Source organism: Curtobacterium sp. PhB170, from assembly GCF_003752345.1.
GTDB lineage: Bacteria > Actinomycetota > Actinomycetes > Actinomycetales > Microbacteriaceae > Curtobacterium.
Genome location: NZ_RJUM01000010.1, coordinates 190,366 through 202,419 on the forward strand (window position 1 = coordinate 190,366; position 12,054 = coordinate 202,419).

At 71.5% G+C, this 12,054-nt stretch carries 15 protein-coding genes; 3 read left to right on the forward strand and 12 right to left on the reverse strand.

The window, feature by feature from the left end:
* Positions 1-7 precede the first annotated feature (7 nt).
* The 10 genes from hemC to EDF40_RS08775 all read right to left on the reverse strand — a co-directional run bounded on the left by hemC (position 8) and on the right by EDF40_RS08775 (position 9,063).
* Complete coding sequence (gene hemC / locus EDF40_RS08730; protein WP_123339228.1) at positions 8-967, reverse strand: hydroxymethylbilane synthase; 960 nt, start codon at positions 965-967, stop codon at positions 8-10.
* On the reverse strand, positions 964-2,199 hold the full coding sequence (locus tag EDF40_RS08735) for a ferrochelatase (protein WP_123339229.1): 1,236 nt from the start codon (positions 2,197-2,199) through the stop codon (positions 964-966). Before EDF40_RS08735 ends, hemC begins: the two co-directional genes overlap by 4 nt.
* On the reverse strand, positions 2,196-2,939 hold the full coding sequence (hemQ, locus tag EDF40_RS08740; protein WP_123339230.1) for a hydrogen peroxide-dependent heme synthase: 744 nt from the start codon (positions 2,937-2,939) through the stop codon (positions 2,196-2,198). The genes EDF40_RS08735 and hemQ overlap by 4 nt, the downstream gene beginning before the upstream one ends.
* 67 nt (positions 2,940-3,006) lie before the next feature.
* Positions 3,007-3,237 carry a DUF3618 domain-containing protein gene (locus EDF40_RS08745; protein WP_111083767.1) on the reverse strand — a complete coding sequence of 77 codons (231 nt, stop codon included), beginning with the start codon at positions 3,235-3,237 and terminating at the stop codon, positions 3,007-3,009.
* A gap of 32 nt (positions 3,238-3,269) precedes the next feature.
* Positions 3,270-3,728, reverse strand: a complete 459-nt coding sequence (locus EDF40_RS08750; protein ID WP_123339231.1) for a phage holin family protein — start codon at positions 3,726-3,728, stop codon at positions 3,270-3,272.
* Positions 3,725-3,979 carry a hypothetical protein gene (locus tag EDF40_RS08755; protein WP_017887727.1) on the reverse strand — a complete coding sequence of 85 codons (255 nt, stop codon included), beginning with the start codon at positions 3,977-3,979 and terminating at the stop codon, positions 3,725-3,727. Before EDF40_RS08755 ends, EDF40_RS08750 begins: the two co-directional genes overlap by 4 nt.
* Before the next feature lie 100 nt (positions 3,980-4,079).
* The gene (locus EDF40_RS08760) at positions 4,080-5,420 is read right to left on the reverse strand and encodes an NAD(P)/FAD-dependent oxidoreductase (RefSeq protein WP_123339232.1); all 1,341 of its coding nucleotides are present in this window, start codon (positions 5,418-5,420) and stop codon (positions 4,080-4,082) included.
* Positions 5,417-6,523: a uroporphyrinogen decarboxylase gene (hemE, locus tag EDF40_RS08765; RefSeq protein WP_123339233.1), complete on the reverse strand. Its 1,107-nt coding sequence runs from the start codon at positions 6,521-6,523 to the stop codon at positions 5,417-5,419. The genes EDF40_RS08760 and hemE overlap by 4 nt, the downstream gene beginning before the upstream one ends.
* Before the next feature lie 27 nt (positions 6,524-6,550).
* A complete protein-coding gene (locus EDF40_RS08770; protein WP_148053808.1) occupies positions 6,551-7,216 on the reverse strand; it encodes a hypothetical protein in 666 nt (221 codons plus the stop codon).
* 5 nt (positions 7,217-7,221) lie between these two features.
* Complete coding sequence (locus EDF40_RS08775; protein ID WP_123339235.1) at positions 7,222-9,063, reverse strand: alpha/beta hydrolase; 1,842 nt, start codon at positions 9,061-9,063, stop codon at positions 7,222-7,224.
* A gap of 111 nt (positions 9,064-9,174) precedes the next feature.
* Between EDF40_RS08775 and EDF40_RS08780 the strand changes: the two genes are divergently transcribed.
* The gene (locus EDF40_RS08780; RefSeq protein WP_123339529.1) at positions 9,175-10,497 is read left to right on the forward strand and encodes a glutamyl-tRNA reductase; all 1,323 of its coding nucleotides are present in this window, start codon (positions 9,175-9,177) and stop codon (positions 10,495-10,497) included.
* A 23-nt stretch (positions 10,498-10,520) separates the two neighbouring features.
* Positions 10,521-10,925, forward strand: a complete 405-nt coding sequence (locus tag EDF40_RS08785) for an NUDIX domain-containing protein (protein ID WP_260212658.1) — start codon at positions 10,521-10,523, stop codon at positions 10,923-10,925.
* A 4-nt stretch (positions 10,926-10,929) separates the two neighbouring features.
* On the opposite strand, the gene EDF40_RS08790 is transcribed toward EDF40_RS08785, so the two are convergent.
* Positions 10,930-11,205: a hypothetical protein gene (locus EDF40_RS08790; protein ID WP_123294504.1), complete on the reverse strand. Its 276-nt coding sequence runs from the start codon at positions 11,203-11,205 to the stop codon at positions 10,930-10,932.
* Positions 11,202-11,633 carry a hypothetical protein gene (locus EDF40_RS19475; RefSeq protein ID WP_260212663.1) on the reverse strand — a complete coding sequence of 144 codons (432 nt, stop codon included), beginning with the start codon at positions 11,631-11,633 and terminating at the stop codon, positions 11,202-11,204. Before EDF40_RS19475 ends, EDF40_RS08790 begins: the two co-directional genes overlap by 4 nt.
* Here EDF40_RS19475 and EDF40_RS19480 point away from each other — a divergent pair.
* Positions 11,596-12,003 (forward strand): DUF4232 domain-containing protein, encoded by a 408-nt coding sequence (locus EDF40_RS19480; protein WP_260212659.1) that lies wholly within the window; start codon positions 11,596-11,598, stop codon positions 12,001-12,003. The genes EDF40_RS19475 and EDF40_RS19480 overlap by 38 nt on opposite strands.
* The last annotated feature ends 51 nt before the right edge of the window (positions 12,004-12,054 follow it).

Genomic DNA, 12,054 nt, shown 5'->3' on the forward strand with positions numbered 1-12,054 from the left:
ACGGGCTCTACTTCACCGAGTCGGCGAGGTCCGCCAGGTCACCGGCACCGTTCTCGAGCAGCTCGGCGGCCACGCGGCCACCGACCTCGAGTGCTTCGGCAAGACGGTCCTGCGCGGATCCCTCGAGCACGGCCGCGTGCGACGCCGTGCGGTACTCGGCGCCGTCGGGGCTGTAGACCGTAGCGGAGACGAGCAGGAGCTCGGCGTCCACGACCGCGGTCGCACCGATCGGGGCGGAGCAGCCGGCCTCGAGCTTCGCCAGGACCTCGCGCTCGGCCGACACCGTCAGGCGGGTCGGGGCGTGCTCGATCTTGCGCAGTGCGGCGAGCAGGTTCGTGTCGGTCTCAGCAGCACGGGTCTCGATCGCCAGCGCGCCCTGCCCCGGAGCACTCGGCCAGAAGCCGAGGTCGAGCAGTTCGGTGGCGGCCGACAGCCGGTCGATGCGGGTGAGCCCGGCGGCGGCGAGCACGACGGCGTCGAGGTCGTCGTCCACCCGGCCCAGGCGGGTGTCGATGTTGCCGCGGATGTCGATGACGTCGAGGTCGGGGCGCTTCGCCTTGAGCTGCGCGACGCGACGCGGTGAGCCCGTGCCGACCTTCGCGCCCTCGGGCAGGCTCTCGACGGTCGCGCCGTTCCGCGCCACGAGGACGTCGCGGGCATCGGCACGCTTCGGCACGGCAGCGATCGTCAGGCCCGGGTACGGCGCGGTCGGCAGGTCCTTCAGCGAGTGCACCAGGACGTCGACCTCGCCGGCGACCAGGGCTTCGCGCAGGGCGCTGGCGAACACACCGGTGCCCCCCAGTGACGCGAGCGAGGCGCGGTTCGTGTCGCCCTCGCTCGTGACCGTGACGAGCTCGACCGGACGACCGGACGCCGCTGCCAGGCGGTCGGCGACGTCCTGCGACTGCGCGACCGCGAGCCGGCTGGCGCGGGTGCCCAGCCGGATCGGGGTCGGTGCGTCGGTCACGGGGCGACGCCGGCGGCGGCGGGCTTGAAGCCGGCGCGGACGTTCTCGCAGCAGCCCGGGCGGCACACGTCGTACCAGGGACCGATGTCGGTCAGGTGCGGACGCTCGCTGGTGGGGGTGCCGTTGACGCGCTCGAGCACCAGGTCGACGAGACCGGAGACGTAGGCCGGGTCGACACCGGGGGTCTGCGTGCGGACCGACCAGAAGCCGAGCTCCTGCGCGGTCTCGGTGGCTTCCTCGTCGAGGTCCCACATGACCTCCATGTGGTCGCTCACGAAGCCGAGCGGGACGATGAGCACGGCGCGGGTCGAGCCGCCCTTGAGCTCCTCGTTCATGTAGTCGTTGATGTCGGGCTCGAGCCACGGCTGCGTCGGGGGGCCGGAGCGCGACTGGTACACGAGCTTCCAGGCGGGCTTGGACGTGCCCTGCAGGTGTGCGTGCTCGGGCTGCTCGAGCAGCTCCGCCCACGCCTGGTCGAGGACGACCTGCGCGACGGCGAGGTGCTGGGCCTCGTAGGCGCCGTGCTCGTCGAAGCCGCGGTAGTCCGGGCCGGACTTCGCAGCGTCGGTCGACGGGATCGAGTGCGTCGAGAACAGCACGTGCAGCTCGGTCGCGACCTCGAGCCGAGCGTTCTCGGCGATGGCCTTCGCCATGCCGTCACGGACGCCGTCGACGAACGGGCGGACGAAGCCGGGGTGGTCGAAGAACTGCCGGATCTTGTCGATCTCGATGGTGCCGAGCAGACCGGTCTCGTCGAGCACGCGCGCATAGTCCTCGCGGTACTGGCGGCAGCTCGAGAACGACGAGTAGGCGCTCGTGGCGATCGCGATGAGCTTGTTGTAGCCCTTGTCGGCGGCCTCGGTGAAGGCCTGCTCGAGGTAGGGCTCCCAGTTGCGGTTGCCCCAGAGCACCGGCATGTCGATGCCACGCGAGGCCAGCTCGGCCTCGAGCGCCGCCTTCAACGCGCGGTTCTGCGCGTTGATCGGGCTCACACCGCCGAAGTGCCGGTAGTGGTGCGCGACCTCTTCGAGCCGCTCATCGGGGATGCCGCGGCCGCGGGTGACGTTGCGCAGGAAGGGGATGACGTCGTCCTGGCCCTCGGGGCCACCGAAGCCGGCGAGCAGGATCGCGTCGTAGGCGGTCGGGACCTCGACGTGCTCCGGGCCGGAAGCGGCCGCGGGGGTGGCGGCGAGGACGGGCTGACCGTTCGTGATCAGGCTGGTGTCGGTCATGACAGCACCTCCGGGAGTTCGGCGGTCGTCACGCGACGACCCGTGAAGAAGGGGACCTCTTCGCGCACGTGCAGACGGGCCTCGGTGGCACGCAGGTCGCGCATGAGGTCGACGAGGTCGACGAGCTCGGGGCTCTCGAGCGGCAGGATCCACTCGTAGTCGCTCAGGGCGAAGGTCGCGATGGTGTTCGTCAGGACGCGGCGGTACTTGGCGCCGGCGATCCCGTGGTCGCGCAGCATCTTCGAGCGCTCGTCCTCGGGCAGCAGGTACCACTCGAAGGAGCGGACGAAGGGGTACACCGTGATCCACGCCTCGGGGTCCTTGCCGCGCAGGAACGCCGGGGTGTGCCGCTTGTTGAACTCGGCTTCGCGGTGCATCGCCATCACGTGCCACACCGGCTCGGTGTCCTGGAACAGCCCGGTGCGGCGGATCTCGCGCAGCACGGCCTGGATGACCTGCGCGTCGTCGCCGTGCAGCCAGATCATGACGTCGGCGTCGGCACGGAAGCCGGAGACGTCGTAGAAGCCACGGACGGTCACCCCGCGCTCGGCGGCGGACGCGACCACGGCGTCGAGCTCGGCCACGGCGTCGTCACCGACGCGGTGGACCGGGCCGAGCGGCCTGCGGAACACGGCCCAGAGGGCGTACGCCGTCATGAGGTTGGGATCGATCCCGATCGCAGGGTCGGTCTCGTGCGGAGAGGTGTGCGCGGATGCAGGAGCGGGCGCGTCGGAACTCATGGGTCCTTGTCCTATCGGTTGCCAGGGTTGTGGCCGCCCCGCACCCGGTGGACCGCGCTCGGGCGGTCTACCGCCGTCGGAGCACCATCACGACGATACCCCCGACCACCGCTACTCCGGCTGCGAGGCCGGCCAGGTACGGGACCGGCTTCTCGTCGATGCCGCGCTTGACCTTCGACGCCGCGATGCCGATCTGCTTCGGCACGTTGAGCTTGTCCTCGATCGCGTCGAGGGTGTCGAACAGCTGGGCGCGGGTCGCGGCGACGCGGTCTGCGAGATCGTCGTGCGGATCGGTCACGGTTCCTCCGTCGGTGGTGCGGCTGTCGGGGCTCAGAACCGGCCGCCGACGTCCGGCTTGCGGCTGCCGTACTGGCTCGGCGGAGTGGGCTTCTTGCCCATCCCCTTCACCGCGTTGATGTCGTTCTTGACGCTGTCGATCGTGCGCTTCGGCGTGATCGGCAGGCCCTTCTTCAGGCGCTTCCAGCCGATCCACCCGAGGATGGCGGCGACGATCAGCATCACCACGGCGATCACGAGCGCTGCGAGCCAGGCCGGCATCACGGTCGCCAGGCCCATCACGGCGGCGGTCAGGAGCACGCCGATCGCGTAGAGCACGATGACGAGTGCACCGACCAGCAGCCCCGCGGCGAGCCCGAAGATCTTGGCCTTCGTGAGCATCTCGGCCTTGAGCAGGTCGATCTCACCCTTGACCAGGCCCTTGACGAGCTTCGGGACGTCGCCCACCAGACCGAACAGCGAACGCGACTTGCGGTCGCGGGTGTCGGTCATGAGGTGGTGGTGTCCTTCTTCTGGCCGACCTTGCGGACGGCCTTCTTGGTCGTCTCACCGATGAACTCGGCGACGTCCGGGGTCTTGTCGGCGATGAAGTCCTCAGCGACGTGCACGCCCTTCTGGACGCCGTTGCTGTTCCAGACCTTGCCGCTGACGGTCTTGATCTGCTCGTACCGCGCCCGTCCGGCTCGCGATCCCAGGACGTACCCGAGTGCGGCGCCGGCGACGAACAGGAGCTTTCCGCGCATGTGCGATTCCTCCGTTGGTTCAGTGTGCGGTGGTCATGCGCCGAACGGAATACGTCCGACGGTCTCACCAACAGTAGCCCCCGGGCGGTCTGGGGTCCGCTCAGGAATCCAGGATCTGTCCAGCGGCGGTGCGGGCGGCCGCGATGATCCCGGCCAGGCCCCGTCCGGTCGCGACCTCGCCGACACCGACGACCCCCGCTCCGAGACCGGCAGCGGTCAGGTCCGGACCGTGCCAGCGGACGCGCGCAGCACCCACGACGTGCGCCGCCGTCAGGGGGACGCCGAGCAGCGTGGCCGCGTCGTGCAGCGCCCGGGTGCCGACGGGTCCGTCCGGGTCGACCGGGAGGCTCGTGGCCGCGTCGTCGGGACCGCTCGCGCCGTGCGCGCTGGTCGCGTCGGCCGGCGTCGCGTAGCTCAGGCGCAGCACGTGGCGGCCGGCAGCCGCCTCGGCGAGCCACGGCCACTTCACCGTCGCGTGCGTCAAGGCCTTCGCCGACACGGCCTGCGCGTCCGGGTGCACGAGCATCCCGGTTCCGCGGGGGGCTGCGTCGAGCTCGGGCTGGTCGACGACGAGCGTGACGAGCTCGATCCCGGTCCGGTCCGGTGCCGCGGTGCGCTCGGGGTCGGGCACCGACGACAGGGTGTGCTGGGCGGGCAGGCGTTCGACCGTGCCGTCGACGGAGACGACCTCGACCGCGTGCGCCTCGATCCGGGTCGCCCGGGTGTGCAGCCGGACGTCGACGCGGTAGGTCTCCATGTCGGCGACGAGTTCGTCCACGAGCCGGACGATCCCGCCGCGGATCCCCTGCACCGGGGTACCGGCGGCCGCGCGGGCCCGGAGTGCCAGGACCGCGCGGGCCAGCGAGCCCTCGCGGAGCAGTGCCGCGCGGAGGCCGGGAGCCACTCGCTCCGGGTCGAGCTGGTCGGGGTGGGTGGAGTGCACGCCGCCGGCGATCGGGACGACCAGGTCGTCGAGGACCCGCTCCCCCATGCGCCGCCGGACGAGTTCGCCCAGGGACTCCGCCTTGGCGCCGACCGGTCCGGGCAGCAGCGAGTCCATCTGTGCGCGGAGCCCGCCCTTCTGCCCGACGACGGCGAGCACGTCGGCGGCCATCGGGGTGCTCGGGATGCCGAGGAGCCCGGTCGCGGGGATCGGGGACGTCCGACCGTCGCGGGTCATCAACCAGGCACCGCGCGGGTCCGGGGCGACGACGTCGTTGCCGAGCCCGAGTTCGATCGCCAGTCGGCCGACGGCGTCGGTGCGGGTCGCGAACGAGTCCGCCGCCATGTCGAGGTCGATGCCGCCGACCGTGTGCCGGCGGATCATGCCGCCGAGCACCCCGGACGACTCGACCAGGACGACGTTCGCACCACCCTTCGCCAGGTCACGGGCGGTGACGAGTCCGGCGATGCCGCCGCCGACCACGACGACGTCGGTCACGCGGCAGACCCGTCGCCGAGCGAGTGGACCAGCTCGACGACGCGCGTCAGCACCGTCGGGTCGGTCTCCGGCGGCACACCGTGGCCGAGGTTCACGACGTGGGCGCGGGCGGCGCCACCGCGGCGGACGACCTCGCGCACGTGCGCTTCGAGGACCTCCCACGGGGCCGCGAGCATCGCCGGGTCGATGTTGCCCTGCACGCTGACGCCGGTGCCGACGCGGCGGACGGCATCGTCGAGCGGGAGCCGCCAGTCGACCCCGACCGCGTCGACGCCGATGGTGTCGGTGCCGAGCGTGGTCATGTCGGCGAGGACCTCGCCGCTGCCGACGCCGAAGTGGATGCGCGGTACGCCCAGGTCGGCCACGTGGGACAGCGACTGCGCCGAGTGCGGTGCGACGTACCGGACGTAGTCGGCGCGCGACAGGGATCCGACCCACGAGTCGAAGAGCTGTGCGGCCGAGGCCCCGGCGAGCACCTGGGCCCGCAGGAACACCCCCGACACCTCGGCCGCCCAGGCCAGCAGCCGCGACCACGTCTCCGGCTCGGCGTGCATGAGGGTGCGGGCGCGGATGTGGTCCTTCGAGGGGCCGCCCTCGACCAGGTACGCGGCGAGCGTGAAGGGTGCGCCTGCGAATCCGATCAGCGGGGTGTCGCCGAGCTGCTCGACCGTGCGGGCGACCGCCTGGCGGATCGGCTCGAGGGCCGCCGGGTCCAGCGGTTCGAGGGCGTCGACGTCCGCCGCGGTGCGGATCGGTGAGCCGAGCACGGGGCCGCGACCGGGGACGATCTCGACGTCCACGCCCGCGAGCTTGATCGGCACGACGATGTCGCTGAAGAAGATGCCGGCGTCCACCCCGTGCCGGCGGACGGGCTGCAGCGTGATCTCCGACGCCATCTCGGGGTCGAGGCACGCGTCGAGCATGGCAGTGCCCACCCGGAGCTCGCGGTACTCGGGCAACGACCGACCGGCCTGCCGCATGAACCACACCGGCAGCGTCTCCGGACGGTCACCCCGCAGGGCCCGGACGAGCGGCGAACCCGACGTACGCCCGGAGACGAGCGGGTGCGAGGCGGGGAGGGCGGTGGTCGGTGCGTCGGTCACCGGACGATTCTCCCACCGGCTGCCGGGTCAGATCTTCGGCGGGCTGACGATCGGCGCGTCCCACTCGGGGAACGGCGGGTACACCCCGGGCAGCGACTCCTCCGGGTAGTTCCGCTCACTCCGCCCAGCGACGGCTCCTCGCAGTGAGCGAGCGTCGTTGGTCCAGAACGGTTCGCTGTACACGTCGAGCGAGTACCGGCCGTTGGACTGCACCGTGTAGAACACCTGCCACCCATCCCCCGTCACACCCCGAACGTCGTGGTCATCGCCCAGCGTGCGGTCGTACACCTGCCAGCCCTGCGCGGTGAAGTACTCGACCATCGGCTCCAAGTCTGCTGGCGCACCCGACGCACCACTCGGCGACCACAACCGGGCGGTGTGCAGGAAGTAGCTGTTCTCGACATCCGATCCGCGCAACGGCACGACACCCTCACCGCCACCCGGAACGCGGTCGCCACTGTTCCACTCCCATGCACCGTCGTACACCTGCACCTGCGCGTCCTCGAGGATCCGCTGCATGTGGCCGTACCGATCCCGGTACCGGTCGTACTCCTCGTGCAACGACAACCGCGCCACGTCAGCCCGGGTCATGCCCGCTGCGTCCTTCTGCATCTTCGTCCCTCCCACCCCACACCCCGACAGCACGACCACCACGACGAGCGCGGTGACGACGATGCGGAGTGTGCGGTGCATGGTGTTCATCTTGGTGCCCCGGTGGCGATGACCGACGCGATCGCTCGCTGCGAGGTTGAACCCGGCGTGAGGTAGCCGACCTTGTCCGGGTCGTCCGGGAACATGTCGTGCCCGGTGACGCCCTTGGTACCCGCAGAGTCGTCGGCGCTGAAGGTCGTGACGCCCGCGACGGTGCCGGGGTCTTTGCGACCGCCGATCAGGCCGATGCCCGCGATGTGGTCGTTCGATCCCGTGGTGGCGTAGACCCGGTCGACGTTGAGCCGAGGAGGTGCCGTGTCGCTGGCGACACCGGCGGATCCGTACGTGACGAGCGTGTCGACGCGGTACCGCGTCTGGACGAGCGCCTCGGCGGCGGTCGTGGAACCGTACGAGTGCCCGAGGACCGTCAGGGACCGGGGAGCGCCGCCGCGGCTGTCGTGGATGCCGTCGAGGAACCCGGCGAGGTTGACGCCGCCGTCACTGGCGCGGTGCTGCTGCGGCACCTCGGGGAAGCCCGGGGTGCGGTAGCCGAACCACGACACGATCGCGAATGAATCCGCGTCGACTGCTTTCCTCCTTGCAGTGTCGAGCAGGAAGTTCGCGGCGGTGACCTTCTCGCTGGCACTACCGAGCGTCGTGCCCGCGCCGGAGACGTTCACCGACACGTTCGACGCCCTGTCGAGGTCACCCAGCGAGATCGCCGCCACGAGGGCCCCGTTCGACGCCCCGAAGCCCACGAGTTGCGCCACTGCAGCAGTCGGCGAACGGAGCGCTGCAGCGAAGTCGTCGGCATCCCGCAGGCCGTCGCGGAGCGCGCGCACCTGCTCCGTGAACTCGTCCAGGTCGATCGCGGTGGGGGTGGCCGCCAGTCCGAGCAGGCGGTAGACCCGCCCGGGATCCCGCAGCGCCACAGCCAGCACCGCACGCGACGCGATGTCCCGCGTGACGGCCGGCAGCCCGTCGAGGTTCGCGAACTCGATCTTCGTCGCCAGGGGCAGCGCGCGGACATCCGCCGCGGTGAAGCCCAACGCGGCCCACGCGGCGGCGACTTCCGCCGGTGTGAGCGTCGGGTCCAGCAGCTCCCGCAACCCCGCCGGCAGTGCGGACGTACCCGCCGCGTCGAGCACGACGTTCGCGAGCGTGCCCGCACCACCCGCCGCCGCGAACGCCGCTGCGATCCGCTCCGCCCACGACGCGTCCTCGGCGTTCTCGATGACGTACCGCTCGAAACCGTGTGGCAGCGTCTCGGCGTCGACGGGCACCCATCCGCACCGACTCGTGAACCCCGACCACGCGTTCCGCAGCCGGACCATGTCCTGCTCCGCCGTGCGGTTCAGTCCCCTCGTCGCCGCTGCGAACCCTCGCAGCCCTACAGGATCCGCCCCGCTCCGCCCGCCCGAGTCCGTTCCGCCAGTGCGCTGCCGGTGCCGGTGCCGCGCGCGGAACGCCGCCGAGACGGGTGTCGGGCACCCCGGGGCCTCGGACGGCTTCGGGTCGAACACGTCGCCGGCGATGTCGAGCACCGGTGCCCACGGGCCGACGCCGGCGACCCGAGCGGCATCACGATCGGTTTCCCGCGTCCGCCACGCAGCGAGGTCGGCGATCCGCTCGCGTTCCTGACGCGCTTGGCGTTGTACGACCCACAGCTGCTCGGCGAGGTCCTCCAGCGCCCGGGCAAGGCGGCTTCGATCCTCGGACTCCATCGCGCGGGTCTGCCGGAACATGGTCGCGTACGCACCGTGGAAGTCGTCGAGCGCGCCTTCCGCTGCGCTCCGCCACGACCAGGCACTGCCGCCGAGACGCTGCGCGACCTCGGTCGCGCACACTGCCAAGCGACGCGCCGCATCGTCGTCGAACTCGATCCCCACATGACCCCCATGCCATCTCGACCGGGTTCAAATGTAGCACTTCAGACAATACATTCCACACTGGCTCCCTTCGCGGTGGACCGGGATGGAACGCGGGTTACCATGGAAGACGTGCTCATCTGTCTCACGGCGTCGCATCGCAACGCCAGCTTCGACCTCTTGGAGCGACTGAGCATCGCTGCCCCGGCCGCAGCAGGCCATCTCGTCACGGACTCCGACGTCCTGGACGGCGCCGTCGTCCTCGCCACGTGCAACCGTTTCGAGGCCTACCTCGACTTCGCCGGCGACGACCGCGACTCCGCCGTCGCCGCCACCGTGCAGGCCGTGGCCGCTGCGAGCGACCTGGACGCCACCGAACTGCGTGATTCGGTCAACGTGCTCGGCGGCAAGGACGTCGTGCAGCACCTGTTCGCCGTGTCGAGCGGGCTCGAGTCCGTCGTCGTCGGCGAGACCGAGATCTCCGGGCAGGTCCGCCGCTCGCTCGAGGACGCCCGGAGCAACGGCACCACCACCTCGGACCTCGAGCGGCTGTTCCAGGAAGCCGCCCACACCTCGCGCGGCGTCAAGACCCGCACCCGGATCGGCGCCGCCGGTCGTTCGCTCGTGCGCCTCGGCCTGCAGCTCGCGTCGTCGCGCGTCACCGACTGGGCCCACACCCGCGTGCTGCTGATCGGCACCGGGAGCTACGCGGCCACCACCATCGCGGCCCTGCGCGACCGCGGCGCCGCGCACATCCAGGTGTTCTCGCCCTCGGGCCGTGCCGCCTGGTTCGCCGCGAAGCACGACCTCGTCGCCGCCCGTGACCTGCGCCACGCGATCGGCACCAGCGACGTCGTGATCACCTGCACGTCGAGCGAGCTCCCGGTCGTCGCACCAGCCGACCTCGACGACGGCATCCGCCGCATCGTCATCGACCTCGGACTCCCCCGCAACGTCGACCCGGCCGCTGCCGGTGTGGACGGCGTCGAGCTGCTCGACCTCGAGACCATCAGCCTGCACGCCCCGATCTCCGAGCTGAACGCCGAGTCCGAGGCCCGTGCGATGGTCGACGACGCCGTGTCCCGCTTCCGGGCGCAGGCGCTCGAGCAGTCGACCACCACGGCCCTCGTCGCGTTCCGCAAGCACGTGTTCGACATCCTCGACGACGAGATCGACCGCGCCAAGCGCCGCGGTGACGCCGACGGCGAGTCCGCCGAACACACCGAGCGGGCGCTCCGGCACCTGGTCGGCGTGCTGCTGCACCGTCCGTCGGTCCGAGCGCGCGAGCTCGGCCGCGCCGGTCGTGGTGAGGAGTTCGTCGGGGCCATCGACGCCCTGTTCGGCGTGCGACCCGAGCCCGAGGCAGAGCTTCCGGCGCCCGTCGTCCCGCTCGCCGACCGCACCGCACTGGACCCGACCGTCTCGAAGCGCGCTGACGAGGCGGACGCGAGCTGAGCCTCCCGTCAGCTCCCGCGACCCTGCGTGTCAGCGCGCTCCTGCTGGTGCGGGACCGACGCGTCCTGATGGTGCGTGCGCGAGCGCGCGACGTGCTCTACCTGCCCGGCGGCAAGGCCGAGCCGCACGAGACCGACCTTGACGCCGCCATCCGCGAAGCCCACGAGGAGACCGGCCTGCGGGTGACCGCCGATGACGTCGACCCGTTCGGTGTCGTCCTCGAGCCCGCCCACGGGCAGGCGCCCGGCACGATGGTCGCGATGACGCTGTTCCTGGTCCGACCAGGAGGCCCGTTGGACTCCGCCACGCCCGTCGCCTCGGCCGAGGTGGACGAGGTCGAGTGGGTCACCTCGACGGACGCCGGTCGCTGCCCGCCAGCGGGCGTGGAGACGCTCCGCCGCCTGGTGGCGGCGGAGCGCATCGACTAAGTCGTCAGGCCTGGTCCTTGTCAACGTAGTGGCCGGTCTCGCCGTCCTGCGTCGGTTCGGCCTCGCCGGGGATGTCCGACTCGACGTACTCGCCGTCGGGTCCGCTCGACTCCGGGCGCGCCTCACCCGGGATGTCGCTCGCGACGAACTCGCCGACGGGCTCCGTCGTCGTGACGCGCTCCTCGCCGGGGATGTCGCTGTCCGTGAAGGCACCTGCGCGGGTCTCGACCCCGTCCGCGCGACCCTCGTCGCCACGTGCCTGTTCGTGCTTGCCCGTCATGTCCGACCTCCGCTGCTCGGGTTCCTTGCTCCGGAGTGTGCTCGCGGTCCCTGGATGCCGACCGAACCGCGGTCTCCCGGTGGTGGTTGCCTGTGCACCATGCAACGCAGCAGTCGATCGAAGTTCCTGCTCGCCGTCACCGGGCTCGTCGCAGTCGGGGCGTTGGCGGGTTGTGCCTCCGGCGGGGAATCCTCCGCCACCGAGACGGTGACCGCACCCGCGCCGTCGCCGTCCGCATCGTCGTCCTCGTCGGCGTCATCGTCGTCCGCAACGCCGTCGTCCGGCTCGTCGGCGGCGGCCGGTACCGGTTCCGGGTCCTCCGGATCCGGGTCGTCGGGGTCCGGGTCGGCCGCTGGCAGTCGCTGTGCCGCGTCCTCGCTCGCCGCCAGCATCGAGCCGGGCAGCGGCGGTGCGGCCGGAAGCGTCATCGTGCACCTCGCTCTGCAGAACACCGGGTCGACCACCTGCACCCTGCAGGGCTGGCCGGGCGTCTCGTTCGTCGGCGGTGGCAACGGCAGTCAGATCGGTGCCGCGGCGACGCAGGAGAAGAACTCACCGCACCCGACCGTGACCCTGGCCGCCGGGCAGACCGCCGTGGCACCGCTCAAGATCGTCCAGGCCGGGAACTACTCGAAGGCCGACTGCTCGCCGAAGACCCCGGACGGCTTCCGCGTGTACCCGCCCGGATCCGAGCAGTCGCTGTTCGCGAAGGACGCCGACTACCAGGCGTGCTCGTCCGCCGATGCGTCGCTGCTGTCCGTGCAGGCGCTCGTGCCGGAGGGGCAGGCGACGTCGTAGCGGGAGCTGCGGGGTTGCCGCTGCGGAGCGCCGCACAACCAAAGTCACTGC

Bases quoted from the DNA above. Each gene is read 5' to 3' on its own strand.
- EDF40_RS08735 (WP_123339229.1), bottom strand. From the start codon at position 2,199: ATGACCGACACCAGCCTGATCACGAACGGTCAGCCCGTCCTCGCCGCC.
- hemQ (WP_123339230.1), bottom strand. From the start codon at position 2,939: ATGAGTTCCGACGCGCCCGCTCCTGCATCCGCGCACACCTCTCCGCAC.
- EDF40_RS08750 (WP_123339231.1), bottom strand. From the start codon at position 3,728: ATGACCGACACCCGCGACCGCAAGTCGCGTTCGCTGTTCGGTCTGGTG.
- EDF40_RS08755 (WP_017887727.1), bottom strand. From the start codon at position 3,979: ATGCGCGGAAAGCTCCTGTTCGTCGCCGGCGCCGCACTCGGGTACGTC.
- EDF40_RS08770 (WP_148053808.1), bottom strand. From the start codon at position 7,216: ATGCACCGCACACTCCGCATCGTCGTCACCGCGCTCGTCGTGGTGGTC.
- EDF40_RS08790 (WP_123294504.1), bottom strand. From the start codon at position 11,205: ATGACGGGCAAGCACGAACAGGCACGTGGCGACGAGGGTCGCGCGGAC.
- EDF40_RS19475 (WP_260212663.1), bottom strand. From the start codon at position 11,633: ATGACGCTTCCGGCCGCACCGCCGCTGCCCGGCTCGATGCTGGCGGCG.